At 66.1% G+C, this 12,731-nt stretch carries 14 protein-coding genes; 8 read left to right on the top strand and 6 right to left on the bottom strand.

Annotation, left to right across the window (positions count from 1 at the left end; genetic code table 11):
• Positions 1 to 14: 14 nt before the first annotated feature.
• Positions 15 to 266 (top strand): hypothetical protein, encoded by a 252-nt coding sequence (locus J2T47_RS06360; protein WP_081517755.1) that lies wholly within the window; start codon positions 15 to 17, stop codon positions 264 to 266.
• A gap of 216 nt (positions 267 to 482) precedes the next feature.
• Here J2T47_RS06360 and J2T47_RS06355 read toward each other — a convergent pair whose 3' ends face one another.
• Positions 483 to 1,151 (bottom strand): COG3650 family protein, encoded by a 669-nt coding sequence (locus J2T47_RS06355; RefSeq protein WP_253443521.1) that lies wholly within the window; start codon positions 1,149 to 1,151, stop codon positions 483 to 485.
• Between the two features lie 76 nt (positions 1,152 to 1,227).
• Here J2T47_RS06355 and J2T47_RS06350 point away from each other — a divergent pair, with 76 nt between their 5' ends.
• The gene (locus tag J2T47_RS06350) at positions 1,228 to 1,626 is read left to right on the top strand and encodes a DUF488 domain-containing protein (protein WP_253443519.1); all 399 of its coding nucleotides are present in this window, start codon (positions 1,228 to 1,230) and stop codon (positions 1,624 to 1,626) included.
• A gap of 197 nt (positions 1,627 to 1,823) precedes the next feature.
• On the opposite strand, the gene J2T47_RS06345 is transcribed toward J2T47_RS06350, so the two are convergent.
• Positions 1,824 to 2,423 carry a short chain dehydrogenase gene (locus J2T47_RS06345; protein WP_253443517.1) on the bottom strand — a complete coding sequence of 200 codons (600 nt, stop codon included), beginning with the start codon at positions 2,421 to 2,423 and terminating at the stop codon, positions 1,824 to 1,826.
• Between the two features lie 93 nt (positions 2,424 to 2,516).
• On the opposite strand from J2T47_RS06345, the gene J2T47_RS06340 reads away from it, so the two are divergent.
• The 3 genes from J2T47_RS06340 (at position 2,517) to J2T47_RS06330 (ending at position 4,513) form a co-directional block, all read left to right on the top strand.
• Positions 2,517 to 3,446 (top strand): LysR family transcriptional regulator, encoded by a 930-nt coding sequence (locus J2T47_RS06340; RefSeq protein WP_253443508.1) that lies wholly within the window; start codon positions 2,517 to 2,519, stop codon positions 3,444 to 3,446.
• Between the two features lie 129 nt (positions 3,447 to 3,575).
• Positions 3,576 to 4,040, top strand: a complete 465-nt coding sequence (locus J2T47_RS06335; protein ID WP_253443506.1) for a glycine zipper 2TM domain-containing protein — start codon at positions 3,576 to 3,578, stop codon at positions 4,038 to 4,040.
• Positions 4,041 to 4,054: 14 nt separating this feature from the next.
• Complete coding sequence (locus J2T47_RS06330; protein ID WP_253443496.1) at positions 4,055 to 4,513, top strand: sn-glycerol-3-phosphate transporter; 459 nt, start codon at positions 4,055 to 4,057, stop codon at positions 4,511 to 4,513.
• Positions 4,514 to 4,589: 76 nt separating this feature from the next.
• Here the strand turns inward: J2T47_RS06330 and J2T47_RS06325 are convergent, their stop codons facing one another.
• From J2T47_RS06325 to J2T47_RS06315, 3 genes are all read right to left on the bottom strand, one after another.
• A complete protein-coding gene (locus tag J2T47_RS06325; RefSeq protein WP_253443494.1) occupies positions 4,590 to 5,912 on the bottom strand; it encodes an aspartate aminotransferase family protein in 1,323 nt (440 codons plus the stop codon).
• Positions 5,909 to 6,979 (bottom strand): phosphotransferase, encoded by a 1,071-nt coding sequence (locus tag J2T47_RS06320; protein WP_253443492.1) that lies wholly within the window; start codon positions 6,977 to 6,979, stop codon positions 5,909 to 5,911. Before J2T47_RS06320 ends, J2T47_RS06325 begins: the two co-directional genes overlap by 4 nt.
• A 135-nt stretch (positions 6,980 to 7,114) precedes the next feature.
• Complete coding sequence (locus tag J2T47_RS06315; protein ID WP_253443483.1) at positions 7,115 to 8,143, bottom strand: ABC transporter substrate-binding protein; 1,029 nt, start codon at positions 8,141 to 8,143, stop codon at positions 7,115 to 7,117.
• Between the two features lie 344 nt (positions 8,144 to 8,487).
• On the opposite strand from J2T47_RS06315, the gene J2T47_RS06310 reads away from it, so the two are divergent.
• Positions 8,488 to 9,222, top strand: coding sequence for an SDR family NAD(P)-dependent oxidoreductase (locus J2T47_RS06310; RefSeq protein ID WP_045209895.1), 735 nt, complete (start codon positions 8,488 to 8,490; stop codon positions 9,220 to 9,222).
• 72 nt (positions 9,223 to 9,294) lie between these two features.
• Entirely contained in the window at positions 9,295 to 9,981 is a 687-nt protein-coding gene (locus tag J2T47_RS06305; protein ID WP_253443481.1) for a GntR family transcriptional regulator, read from the top strand.
• Positions 9,982 to 10,053: 72 nt separating this feature from the next.
• Here J2T47_RS06305 and J2T47_RS06300 read toward each other — a convergent pair whose 3' ends face one another.
• A complete protein-coding gene (locus tag J2T47_RS06300) occupies positions 10,054 to 11,253 on the bottom strand; it encodes a CaiB/BaiF CoA transferase family protein (RefSeq protein WP_253443479.1) in 1,200 nt (399 codons plus the stop codon).
• 258 nt (positions 11,254 to 11,511) lie between these two features.
• Here J2T47_RS06300 and J2T47_RS06295 point away from each other — a divergent pair, with 258 nt between their 5' ends.
• The gene (locus J2T47_RS06295; protein WP_253443477.1) at positions 11,512 to 12,690 is read left to right on the top strand and encodes a GGDEF domain-containing protein; all 1,179 of its coding nucleotides are present in this window, start codon (positions 11,512 to 11,514) and stop codon (positions 12,688 to 12,690) included.
• Positions 12,691 to 12,731: the final 41 nt, after the last annotated feature.

The following is a 12,731-nucleotide window of genomic DNA, read 5'->3' as shown; positions in this document are numbered from 1 at the left end:
GGAGAACTCACAGCATGAGCTTCATCAGCCTGAGGGTGCGTGCGGCGTTCATCATGCACGGCTACGACGAGCAGAACCGCGAGGTGATCGAGCAGGTCGCGGACCCGGACTTCGTCGAGAAGCTGGTGCGCATCGAGCGCATCCAGTCGATCAGCGAGAAGTACGTGCTGGTGACCGCCAGCGATGGCCGGCTGGCGTACTGGGAATACGACGGCGAATTCGCCGTGCTGAAGGCGCGGCTGGTGGCGGCGGGGCTGCTGGTCTGACGCCGCCCAGTAGGGCGCATAACGCGCCAGCGTTATCCGCCGCGACGGCTTCGGCGGATAACCTGTCCCAGGTTATGCGCCCTACGATCTGGTTTGAGGTTTCCGGTTGCGCAGGAGCGGACGTTGTCCGCGATAGGTCCGAATCGCACCGGATAGCGATCGCGGACGGAATCCGCTCCTACGTTGCAGGCTGCATATCGGCCGGGGAGGCGGCTATCAATCGCCGCTGGAGCCGCCCGGATAGGCACAACCGCGCATGACCTTGTTGTCCAGGCGCAACTCGGCGGACAGGTTGCTCAGCGCGCCGCTCATGCTGTCCTGGCAGCGCGCCGGAGCGACCCACAGTTCGACCTTCTCGCCGTTGGCCTCGCTGGAATAACTGGTGCTGCCGTCGGGCACGCCTTCGGCGATGTAGGGCAGCGCCAGCGATTCCTTGCCCGGCTGCTCGATCAGCATGCCCTGGCTGTTCACCAGCACGCTCCAGCCCGGCTCGTTGCCGTGGGCGCGGACCACCGCGCGCTTGAAGTTCGGGTCGTCGCAGCCGGAGCCTTCGTTCTGCAGGCGATAGACCTTGGCCACTTCCAGCTTGCCATCGGTGCCCTGGGCGCTGCTGCCGCTGAAACTGCCGCGCAGGTCGGCGTACAGCGAGCTGGCGCCGTCGTTGAACATCTCCAGCGCATCGCGGGGCAGACCGGTGTTGCCGGTGTCTTCGATACTGAAGCGGCGCTGCTCGGTGCAGCTGCGGAACACCAGCTTGCCGTCCTGGCGGGTCAGTTCGCCCTGCAGGCGGGTGGAGGCGTTAAGATCGGTCTTGTTCGGCGTCCACACCTGGCACGCGGCGAACAGGGGCAGCAGGCTGAACAGAATGAAACGGCTGGATCGCATGGAACGGGCTCCCTCGAAAGTGCGCCCACGTTACCCAGCGAAGCCGGCCACCTCAAGCTGACACGGAGGATTTCGGATGATTCGTTGCAAGCGCGCCTACGAACCGGCGGCGCAGGAAGACGGCCAGCGGGTGCTGGTGGACCGTCTGTGGCCAAGGGGGATTCGCAAGGAGGACCTGCACATGGCGCAGTGGGCCAAGGAGGCGTCGCCGTCCAACGAACTGCGCCAGCGCTTCCACCACGACCCGAGCCTGTTCGAGGACTTCCGCAAGGCCTACCACGGCGAGCTGAATGCCCACCCGGAGCACTGGATGGGCCTGCTGGACCTCGCACGCAAGGGCACGCTGACGCTGCTCTACGGGGCCAGGGACGAAGAGCACAACAACGCCCAGGTGTTGGCGGAGTTTCTCGAGGACGAGTTGGAGAAGCAGGGCGAGGGCAGCTCGCCCGTTTGCTACGCCGGAAAGTCCGAGTAGCGTACATACTCTACGTCTTCCTGATCGCTTGTACCTGGGCTTTGCCCTCTCCCCCGCCCTCTCCCTGAAGGGAGAGGGAGCCGATCGGCGCTGTCGGTTAGCACGGTGTTTCGCTTGAAGCTGAACAGTCCCCTCTCCCTTCAGGGAGAGGGTTAGGGAGCGGGAGTCCGAGCGTCGGAGTTTCTCTGGAGCGGCCATCACCAGATCTTGTACACCTGCCCGCTCTGCTTGCCTTCCACGCTGCGGGCGAAGCCCAGGGCGGCGTCGGCGGCGGGCACCGGCTTGAAGCCGCGGAAGAAAGGCCCGTATCCCTCCATTGATTCCACCAGCACGTTGGGGCTTACCGCGTTGATCCGCTGGCCGCGCGGTAGTTCCAGGGCGGCACTGCGCACGAAACCTTCCACCGCGCCATTGACCAGGCTGGCCGAACTGCCCAGCACGATGGGCTGTTCGCTGAGGATGCCGGTGGTGAGGGTGAAGGAGGCGCCGTCGTTGGCGTACTGGCTGCCGATCAGCACCAGGTTCACCTGGCCCATCAGCTTGTCCTTGAGGCCGACCGCCATTTCCGCCTCGCCCATTTCCGCAAGCTTGCCGAAGTGCACCTTGCCGGCGGCGCTGATCAGCGCGTCGAAGCCGCCGACCTGTTCGAACAGCGCGCGGATCGAGGCGCTGTCGGTGATGTCCACGCGATAGTCGCCGCTGCTGCGGCCGACGCGGATGATTTCGTGGCGCTGGCCCAGTTCGTTGGCGACGGCCTGGCCGAGGGTGCCGCTGGCACCGATCAGGATGATTTTCATGAATGCTCCGAAGGGATTTGGCTGAAGACAGCTTCAGAGTAGAGTGGTCTCCTGTTTTAATAATCACGCCAATCGACAACCTTTGGTTTTCATATGGAAACAATCCCCAGCGATCTGCAAGATCTTTCCGCCTTCGCCGTGCTGCTCGAATGCGGCAGCTTCACTAGCGCAGCGGACAAGCTCGGCTGCAGCAAGGGCCAGCTGTCCAAGCGGATTGCCGCGCTGGAGCAGGCGCTGGGCGCCACCCTGGTGCACCGCACTACAAGGCGCCTGTCGCTGACCGCCGCGGGGGCCGCGCTGTTGCCCGAGGCCCAGGCGCTCAACGCCCAGGCCGCGCGGGCACGGCAGGCGGTGCTGGCGTTGCAGGAGGAGGCGCAGGGCAAGGTGCGGCTGAGCGTGCCGGTATCCCTCGGCGAAACCTTCTTCGATGCCTGGCTGATGGAGTTCTCCCGCCAGTACCCGGACATCCGCCTGGAGCTGGACCTGTCCAACGAACGCCGCGATCTGGTGGCCGACGGCTTCGACCTGGCGATCCGCTCCGGCAGCCTGGCGGTGGACGAGCGCCTGGTGGCGCGGCCGCTGTTCGCCCTGCAGGAGCTGACCTGCGCCACGCCGGAGTACCTCGCCGAGCACGGCGTGCCGGAAGTCCCGGCGGAGCTGGCCGGGCATTCCTGCCTGCAGAACACCCATTATCAGGATAGCGACGTCTGGCTCTACCAGCGCCACCACGAACTGTTCCGCGTGACGGTGAACGGCCTGCTGGCGAGCAACCACTACACCTTGCTGAAGAAGGCGGCGCTGGCTGGCGCGGGTATCAGCCGGCTGCCGTCCTACATGATTCAGCAGGAACTGGCTGAAGGCAGCCTCGTCTGGCTGCTGCGCGACTACCAGACCCGGACCCAGCCGGTATTCCTCATCCACGCCTACCAGAGCCGCCTGCCGCGCCGCACGCAGCTGCTGGCGGACTACCTGCTGCGCTGGTTCGAGCGCAGCCGGATGCAGTTGGTCGCCCTGGAAGGCTGACTTCTTTCAGTACATTCATTCAGTCGTTCAGCTTCGTTCAGCATTGGTTCAGAGAGGGTTCAGGGGGAGTTCAGGGACCGATCGTTAGGCTTTCACCATCACTTTTGAGAGCCTTCCGAGGTCAACATCATGAACCGTCCCACTCTGCTTCTGACTGCCCTGTTTGCCAGCGCCGCTCTGCTGAGCGGCTGCGCTTCCAACCTGTCGGGTTCTTCCTACTCCCGTGCTGACGCCCGCACCGTGCAGAACGTGCGCATGGGCACCATCGAATCCCTGCGCCCGGTGCAGATCGAAGGTACCAAGACGCCCATCGGCACCCTGGCCGGCGCGGCGGTCGGCGGCATCGCCGGCAACTCCATCGGCGGTGGTCGCGGCAAGGCCATCACCACCATTCTCGGCGGTGTCGCTGGCGGTGCGGCGGGCTCGGCGGTGGAAGAGGGCATCACCCGCACCCAGGGCGTCGAAATCGTGGTCCGCGAGGACGACGGTGGCACCCGCGCCTATGTCCAGGCGGTGGATGCCAACCAGCAGTTCCGCATCGGTGATCGCGTGCGCATCATGTCCGTGAACGGCGCCAGCCGCGTCACCCTCTGAACGGAGGACGCCCCATGCGCCGCCTGTTGATTGCCGCGCTGGTCCTGCTCGGCTGTGGCATTGCCATGGCCGACGACGGGGGCTTCTGGTACCTGCAGACCAGCGTCTACACCACCCACTGGAACCACGATCCGGACCACAACAACCACCAGGAGCTGATTGGCCTCGAGCGCAACCGCGCCGATGGCGTGGTCTGGGGCGGAGCGACGTTCAAGAACTCCTTCAGCCAGCGTTCCAACTATGTCTACGCCGGCAAGCGCTTCGACTGGGAAGGCACGCCTTTCTACGCCAAGGTCACCGGCGGCGCGCTGCAGGGGTATCGCGGCGAGTACCGCGACAAGATCCCGCTCAACCACCTGGGCGTGGCACCGGCGATCATTCCTTCGGTCGGCGCGCACTACGGGCCGGTCGGCGCCGAGTTCGTCGTGCTGGGTAACGCAGCCGCCATGGTCAACGTAGGCGTGCGCTTCTGATCCTCCGATAGCTGAAACGAAACGGGCCGCGATGAGTGTTCATCGCGGCCCGCGTCGTCTCTGAAGGGAAAAAACGTCAGGCAGTAACGTCCTTCAGCGACTTGTCCAGGCAATCGATGAACAGCTCGGCATGTTCCTGCTCGAAGGCCAGCAAGGGGCGGATCTTCAGGATATTTTCCAGCGGCCCGGCCGCGCTGATCAGCACGCCGCGTTCGCGCATGCCGTTGACCACCTGGCGGGTCTGGTTGGCGGCGGGTGACTTGGACGCGCGGTCGGTGACCAGTTCGACGCCGAGGAACAGCCCCGCGCCGCGAACATCGCCGATCAACTCATGGCGCTCGGCCAACTGGCGGATGCCGTCGGCGAGGAAGGCGCCGATGCGCTGGGAGCGCTCCTGCAGTTTTTCGTCGCGGATCACGTCGAGCACTGCCTGGGCTGCCGCGCAGGACACCGGGTTGCCGCCGAAGGTGTTGAAGTAGCGCACTTCGCGACCGAAGCTTTCGAGGATTTCCGGGCGTACCACGACGCCGGCGATAGGCTGGCCGTTGCCCATGGGCTTGCCGAGGGTGACCAGGTCCGGCTGCACGCCGTGGCGCTGGAAGCCCCACATGGCGTCGCCGGTGCGGGCGAAGCCGCTCTGCACTTCGTCGGCGATGTAGAGCAGGCCCTCGTCCTGGGCGACTTTCACGGCCTCGGCGAGGAAGCCGGCCGGTCCGGCCAGCACGCCGTCGCTGGCGAAGATGCCATCGAGCAGCAGCGCAGCGGGTTTGATGCCGTGGGCGCGCATGTCGGCGATGGCGGCGCGCACGTCGGCGGCGAACAGCTTGCCGACGTTCTCCGCACCCAGCCGGTAGGCGTCCGGCGCAATCACGGTGCGCGCGTGGGCGGGCAGGGTGATGCCGGCGCCGAGGGACGGCGACAGCTCGGAAATGGTCCCGGTGACGCCGTGGTAGGCGAAGCGGGTGATGATCACCCCGGTGCCGCCGGTGTACTGGCGGGCGATGCGCAGGGCGAGGTCGTTCGCCTCGCTGCCGGTGCAGGTGAACATCACCTGGTCCAGGCCGTCGGGGAAGGTGGCGAGCAGGTCTTCGGCGTAGTCGAGGATGCCTTCCTGCAGGTAGCGGGTGTGGGTGTTCAGCACTGCTGCCTGGCTGGAGATGGCCTGCACCACGCGCGGATGGCAGTGGCCGATGGAGGCGACGTTGTTGTAGGCGTCGAGGTAGCGGTTGCCCTGGTTGTCGTAGAGCCACACGCCTTCGCCACGCACGGTGTGCAGCGGGCGCTCGTAGAACAGCCGGTAGGCCGGGCCGAGCAGGCGCGCGCGGCGTTCGATCAGGCGACGCTCCTGTTCGCTCAGGCGCTCGGCGTCGGCGGCGCTGAATCCGTTGGGCATGGTCATGGGCGGGGCTCCTGTTGGCAGGCGGTGAAGATCTGCTCCTGCGCCTGTTCCCGGCTCAAGCCGGCCAGGCCCTGCAGGCTCTGCCAGGCGTGGCGGGTGTTGCGCAGGATGTAGTCGCGGTTCTCGGGGTGCAGGCTGGCGCGCCAGGCAGTGATGCTCAGGGTCATGATCAGCCGCGTGGCGATCAGGTCGGGGAGGATTTCCTGCTCCTCGGCCAGCAGCGGGCAGCGCCGGTGATAGGCGGCGATCATTTCGCAGGCAGTGGCCAGCGGCGCGTCCGCTTCGCCCACTTGGTAGGCGGCGGCGACGCCGAGGTCGTTGATCAGCGGCGCATGGACCATGTCGCCGAAGTCGAGGATGTTGCGCACCCGGTCCGGATGCTGCGCATCGACGATGACGTTGTGCGGGTTCAGGTCGTTGTGGATGACCTGGGCGCGCAGCGTGGCCTGGTGGGGCAGGGCGTGGCGTTCGAAGTTGTCGAGGAAGCGCTCCACCAGCGCGCGCTGCTCGCGGTCTTCGATGTAGGCCAGCAGGTTGCGCAGGCGCGAGGCGTGCTTGAGGTCCCAGAGCAGTTCGTGGTCGGTGGCGGCCGGGTGTTCGAAGCCCTTGAGCGCCAGGCCCAGGCGCGCCAGGTCGTCACCCAGGTTTTCGCGCAGGGCGCGACTGCGTTGCGGGACGCGGTGCAGCGGGACACCGTCGACGAAGGAGAACAGCCGGGCAATCATCGGCTGGCCGTCGACGACCAGGGGAATCTGGTGCTCGCCGTTCAGCGCGGGGTAGACGCGCTGGACCGCCAGGGTCGGGTCCTGTGCCTCGACACGGAGCAGGGCGCGGGTCTGGAAGTCCACGACCTGCGGGTCTTCCAGCGGGTGCGAGAGCTTCAGCAGGCGGTCGTCGCCATGGCCGTGGGCGATGTGGAAGTTCAGGTCGCGCTCGCCGGCGAGGCGGTGCAGGGTGCCGTGCTGGCCGAAGTATTCCTCGGCGATGGCAGCGGCCTGGGCGTCGCTCACCTGGGCGGGGGCCGCTTCCAGCAGGTGGTCGTGAACGGGAGCGGTATTGAGAGGCACGGGTACTTCTCCAGCAGAGATAACGGGTCCAGCAGGGATAACGGGTCAAGCAGGGTTCAGCGGTACAACGGTATTGCGATGCTTCAGTGAGGTGGTTGCTCCCGCCCGGCGCCGGGCCGGGCGGGAGCTTGCGAGTTACTTGCTCGCCCAGGCGTTGAAGCGCTGTTCCAGCTCCTCGCCGTGGTCGATCCAGAACTCGGTGTCCATGGCGCGCGCGTTTGCCAGATTCTGCGGCGCGGTGGGCAGCTTCGGCGCGATGGCCGGGTCGATCAGCGGAATGGTGTTCTTGTTGGTCGGGCCGTAGGGAATGCTCTCGGCGAAGACCTTCTGGTGCTCGGGCTTGTTGGCCAGTGCGATGAACTGCTCGGAGAGTTCCTTCTTCGGGCTGCCCTTGACGATGGCCCAGTGGTCCAGGTCGTAGATGCTGCCGTCCCACTGCATGGCGAAGTCACGGCCTTCCTTCTGCGCGGTGGCGACGCGGCCGTTGTAGGCGCTGGTCATCACCACGTCACCGGCGGCCAGCCACTGCAGCGGCTGCGCACCGGCTTCCCACCACTGGATGTACGGCTTGATCTCGTCAAGCTTCTTGAATGCACGGTCCACGCCTTCCTTGGTGCCCAGCACCTTGTACAGGTCGGCCTGCTTCACGCCGTCGGCTTCGAGGGCGAATTCCAGGGTGAACTTGGCGCCACGGCGCAGGCCGCGCTTGCCGGGGAATTTCTTCACGTCCCAGAAATCGGCCCAGCCGGTGGGGGCGCTGGCGAGCTTCTTGGCGTCGTAGGTGAGCACCGTGGACCAGATGAAGATGCCCACGCCGCAGTCACTCACGGCGGCGTCGAGGAAGTCCTCGCGCTTGCCCAGCTTCGACCAGTCGAGCTGCTCGAACAGGCCTTCGCTGCAACCGCGCATCAGTTCCGGGGATTCCACCTCGACCACATCCCAGCTGGTCTTGCCGGTGTCGGCCATGACCTTGATCTTGGCCATCTCGCCGTTGTACTCGGCGCCCTGGACGGTGACCTTGGCCTGCTGCTCGAAGGGTTTGTAGAAGGCCTTTTCCTGGGCCACCTTGTTGTCTCCACCGAAGGACACCACGGTGAGTGTTTCGGCATGCAGCTGGGCGGCGCCGCCGGCCAGCATCATCAGTGCTATGGCTTTCTTGAACATGCGATGACTCCTGAGCGGGCCAATCCGGCCCATGAATAAGAGGGCAGCTTCAAGAGTGGGGCGCTACGCCGGGCCAGGCTGAAAGGCCGGCTGATACGCCCTCGGACATCAGGGAGAAGAACGGGCGGAACGGGTGTGGTCGATCATTGGAATGTGCTCCGTTTCTTGTTGTTGTTCGGATAGCTCGTTGTAGGACCAAGCTGAGTCGATTAAAACACCTTCCAAAACATGATGCATCATGTTTTTATTGGCGCCAAGGCTTCACGGATGTTCACAGATCGCGCGCCCCGACTGATGGCGCAGACAGCGCTCAGATTAGCGGCTCGAATTAGAGAGGGAAGACCATGAACCAGACCCGCACCCTGCTGCTCACCGGCGCCAGCCGCGGCATCGGCCACGCCACGGTGAAGCACTTCAACGCCGCCGGCTGGCGCGTGTTCACCGCTTCGCGCCAGGACTGGAGCGCCGAATGCCCCTGGGCCGAAGGGCTGATCAATCACATCCACCTGGACCTGGAAGACATCGACAGCGTGCAGGCCAGCCTGCCGATGATCCGCGAGAAGCTCGGCGGCTCCCTGCATGCGCTGGTGAACAACGCCGGCATTTCGCCCAAGGGCCCGGAAGGCGAGCGCCTGGGCGTACTGGGCAGCGACTACGGCACCTGGCTCAAGGTGTTCAACGTCAACCTGTTCTCCACCGCCTTGCTGGCGCGCGGGCTGTTCGACGAACTGAAGGCGGCCAAGGGCTCGGTGATCAACGTCACCTCCATCGCCGGCTCCCGCGTGCACCCGTTTGCCGGTGCCGCCTACGCCTGCTCGAAAGCCGCGCTGGCGGCGCTGACCCGCGAGATGGCCCACGACTTCGGCCCGCACGGCGTGCGCGTCAACGCCATCGCGCCGGGGGAGATCGACACGGCGATACTCTCCTCGGGCACCGAGCTGATCGTCGAGCGCGACATTCCCATGCACCGCCTGGGCAAGCCGGAGGAGGTCGCCTCGCTGATCCACTTCCTTTGTACCAGCGGTGCGTCCTACGTGAATGGCGCGGAAATCCACGTCAATGGCGGCCAGCATGTGTGATCCTGCTGGCATCGCGCGTGCGCAATCCGCATCATGCGCGCCGCAAATGCCGCAGCACGCGATGAGAAAGCGATGAACTACCCGATCGAAGGCCTGAATCACTCCTACCTTGGCAGCGGCGTCTACGCGCTGCTGCGCGAGGCTTTGATCACCGGTCGATTCAAGCCGGACGACCGCCTGCGCATCCGCGACCTGGCCCAGCAACTGGGCACCAGCGTCACCCCGGTGCGTGATGCCATCCTGCAACTGGCCAAGGAACAGGCGCTGGTGCTCAAGACCCCGCGCGACATCCGCGTGCCGCTGCTCAGCCGCGAGCAGTACCTGGAGATCCGCAGCATCCGCGTGGCGCTCGAAGGCCTGGCTGCCGAGACCGCCGCCGCACGGGCCAGCGACGGGCAGCTGGACGAGCTGGAAGCCAACATCCGCGAGAACCTCGAGGCGATCCACGCCGATGACATGGTTCTGGCGCTCAAGCTCAACCAGGCCTTCCACTTCGCCCTGGCCGACATTGCCGGCATGCCGCTGCTGCGCGCCTTCCTCGACAGCCTGTGGATGCGCACCGGCCCGCTGATCGCCCAGGCCTATGCCGACTTCAATGAACGCATGGCCATCGAGCACCACTGGGATGTCCTGCGTGCCCTGCGCGAACGCAACGGCGCTGCCGCCCGTGAGGCGATCCACGCGGACCTGCTGGATGGTAGCGAGAAGATGCTGGAGTTCATTGCCCAGACCGAAGAGCCGGAGCAGGAAGCGGGCTAAGCCTGATTGCTCCCTGTAGGAACGGGCCACGCCCGTGATCGCGGGCATGGTCTGCTCCTACAGGTTTGGATGTCAGACCGCCCCATCCTTGCGCAGCGCCGCGATGGCCGCGGCGTCGTAACCCAACCCGCTCAGCACTTCATCCGTATGCTCGCCCAGCTTCGGCCCGATCCACTCGGCGCTGCCGGGGGTGTCGGAGAGCTTGGGGACGATGCCCGGCATGCGGAAGGATTTGCCGTCCGGCAGCTTGGCCGAGAGGAACATCTCCCGCGCCAGGAATTGCGGGTCGCTGAACATGTCCTCGGCGGAGAAGATGCGGCTGGCCGGCACCTCGGCTTCGTTGAGCACCTTGAGCACGGTATCCAGCGATTCGGAACGCGCCCAGCGGTCGATGATGCCGTACAGTTCGTCGCGGCGCGCATCGCGGCCGTCGTTGCTGGCCAGGGTCGGGTCTTCGGCGAGGTCGAGGCGGCCGATGGCGGTCATGAAACGGCGGAAGATGGCGTCGCCGTTGGCGGCGATCTGCACGTGTTTGCCATCGGCCGTGGTGTGCACGGAGGAAGGGGTGATGCCGGGCATGATGTTGCCGCTGCGTTCGCGGATGAAGCCGAACACGTCGAACTCCGGGACCATGGATTCCATTATGGCGAATACCGCTTCGTAGAGCGCCACGTCCACCACCTGCCCGGCGCCGCCGTTCACCTCGTGGTGACGAAGCGCCATCAGCGCGCCGATCACGCCCCACAGCGCGGCGATGGAGTCGCCGATGGAGATGCCGGTGCGCACCGGCGGGCGGTCCTCGAAGCCGGTGATGTAGCGCAGCCCGCCCATGGACTCGCCCACCGCGCCGAAGCCCGGCTGGTCCTTGTAGGGGCCGCTCTGGCCGAAGCCGGACAGGCGTACCATCACCAGCTTCGGGTTCAGCGCGTGGATCACGTCCCAGCCCAGGCCGAGCTTCTCCAGCACGCCGGGGCGGAAGTTCTCGATGAGGATATCGGCCTCCGCCAGCAGCTTCTTCAGCACCTCGCGGCCGGACTCGTGCTTGAGGTTCAGGGTCAGCGAACGCTTGTTGCGCGCCTGCACGAACCACCACAGCGAAGTGCCCTCGTAGAGCTTGCGCCACTTGCGCAGCGGATCGCCGCCATCGGGCGATTCGACCTTGATCACCTCGGCGCCAAATTCCGCGCACAGGCGCGAGGCGAAGGGGCCGGCGATCAGGGTGCCGAGTTCGATGACCTTGAGGCCGGCGAGGGGTTTGGCGGTGCTGTTCATCGGTCTGTCCGAGCAGAGGGGAATCGCCGGACTCTAACGCTTGTGCGGCGCTTCGAACAGGCCGCCGGGCAGACGCCTGGCAACGGCGCTTTGCGCCGACCTTTGGCGCGCGTAGAGTAGCTACATTCAGATGCTTCCTACTTCAGCTCGCCCGGTTTCGGGCAGGTAAACCCTGATGCGTTCGTCCTCTTCCACACAGCCCGTAGCTCTGGCGGCATTCCTCGACGAATGCGCGCAGGCGGGTGGCGAGGGGGCTGCATGACGTTGCATTTGCCGACGCTGGTTGTCGTCGACCTCTATGTACTGACCCTGGTCGGTGTGCTGATGGCCTTCGCCTGGCACAGCGGCCGCCGCGACCCGACCCTCGGCTACATGAGTGCCGCGCTGCTGCTGGGCGCCATCGGCACCTTCCTTGCCACCTTGCGCGGCATGGGCATCGACTGGGTGGCGATCCTGCTCGGCAACGTCGTCCTGCACCTGTGCTCGGCGCTGACCTGGACGGCCATGCGGGTGTTCGCCGGGCGCAGGCCGAACTGGCCGCTGATCGGTGCGGGCGCGGCGTTCTGGGCGGTGCTCTGCCTGGTCCCGGCCTTCTATGAGTCGCTGGCGGCGCGGGTGCTGGTCAGCACGTCGATCACCATTGTCTATTGCCTGGCGTCCCTCGCCGAACTCTGGCGCAGCCGCCTCAAGCTGGAAGTGGAGCTGCGCCCGACCCTGGCGCTGCTGATCTTCCACACGCTGGTCTACGGCGTGCGCCTGGCAGTGGACCGCGGCATGCCTTTCCAGAGTGTGGCGAACAACGGCCAGGGCTCGACTTTCTTCACCTTCCTGGTCTTCGAGACCATGCTGTTCGCCATCGGCATCGCCTTCGCCACCCTGGCGATGGTCAAGGAGCGCGCCGAGCTGCAGTTCCGCAGCGCCGCCCTGAGCGACCCGCTGACCGGCGTGGGCAACCGCCGCGCCTTCATGGAAACCGGCGAGCGCCTGCTGCGCCTGTGCGCCGAGCGCGGTGAGCAGGCCTCGTTGCTGCTCTGCGACCTGGACAACTTCAAGCGCCTCAACGATTCCTTCGGCCATCCCGCCGGCGATCGCGTGCTGGTGGAGTTCAGCCGCATCACCGCCTCGCGGATGCGCAAGCACGACCAGTTCGCCCGCATCGGCGGCGAGGAATTCGCCTGCCTGCTGGTGGCCGCCGATACCGAAGGCGCCTGCCAGGTCGCCGAGCGAGTACGCCGCGAGTTCGCCGAGCTGCCGTTCATGGCCGAGGGCCAGCTCAGCGTCAGCATCGGCATCGCTACCACGCGCGAGGCCGGGCATGACCTGCTGCGCCTGCTGTCGCTGGCCGACCAGGCGCTCTACGCCGCCAAGGCCAAGGGCCGCAACCGCATCGAACTGGCCGCACCGGAGCCGGGAGCCGACCGGCGTCCACGGACTTGAGCCACGGCACCTGTGCTTTCGCGGTAGACTTGCCGCCTTCG

It is taken from the genome of Pseudomonas nitroreducens, from assembly GCF_024170165.1.
Lineage (GTDB): Bacteria > Pseudomonadota > Gammaproteobacteria > Pseudomonadales > Pseudomonadaceae > Pseudomonas > Pseudomonas nitroreducens_C.
Note: the sequence above shows the minus strand (reverse complement) of the source record. Positions and strands in the feature narration are given on the sequence as shown.

Bases quoted from the DNA above. Each gene is read 5' to 3' on its own strand.
- J2T47_RS06360 (WP_081517755.1), top strand. From the start codon at position 15: ATGAGCTTCATCAGCCTGAGGGTGCGTGCGGCGTTCATCATGCACGGC.
- J2T47_RS06355 (WP_253443521.1), bottom strand. From the start codon at position 1,151: ATGCGATCCAGCCGTTTCATTCTGTTCAGCCTGCTGCCCCTGTTCGCC.
- J2T47_RS06350 (WP_253443519.1), top strand. From the start codon at position 1,228: ATGATTCGTTGCAAGCGCGCCTACGAACCGGCGGCGCAGGAAGACGGC.
- J2T47_RS06345 (WP_253443517.1), bottom strand. From the start codon at position 2,423: ATGAAAATCATCCTGATCGGTGCCAGCGGCACCCTCGGCCAGGCCGTC.
- J2T47_RS06340 (WP_253443508.1), top strand. From the start codon at position 2,517: ATGGAAACAATCCCCAGCGATCTGCAAGATCTTTCCGCCTTCGCCGTG.
- J2T47_RS06335 (WP_253443506.1), top strand. From the start codon at position 3,576: ATGAACCGTCCCACTCTGCTTCTGACTGCCCTGTTTGCCAGCGCCGCT.
- J2T47_RS06330 (WP_253443496.1), top strand. From the start codon at position 4,055: ATGCGCCGCCTGTTGATTGCCGCGCTGGTCCTGCTCGGCTGTGGCATT.
- J2T47_RS06325 (WP_253443494.1), bottom strand. From the start codon at position 5,912: ATGACCATGCCCAACGGATTCAGCGCCGCCGACGCCGAGCGCCTGAGC.
- J2T47_RS06315 (WP_253443483.1), bottom strand. From the start codon at position 8,143: ATGTTCAAGAAAGCCATAGCACTGATGATGCTGGCCGGCGGCGCCGCC.
- J2T47_RS06310 (WP_045209895.1), top strand. From the start codon at position 8,488: ATGAACCAGACCCGCACCCTGCTGCTCACCGGCGCCAGCCGCGGCATC.
- J2T47_RS06305 (WP_253443481.1), top strand. From the start codon at position 9,295: ATGAACTACCCGATCGAAGGCCTGAATCACTCCTACCTTGGCAGCGGC.
- J2T47_RS06300 (WP_253443479.1), bottom strand. From the start codon at position 11,253: ATGAACAGCACCGCCAAACCCCTCGCCGGCCTCAAGGTCATCGAACTC.
- J2T47_RS06295 (WP_253443477.1), top strand. From the start codon at position 11,512: ATGACGTTGCATTTGCCGACGCTGGTTGTCGTCGACCTCTATGTACTG.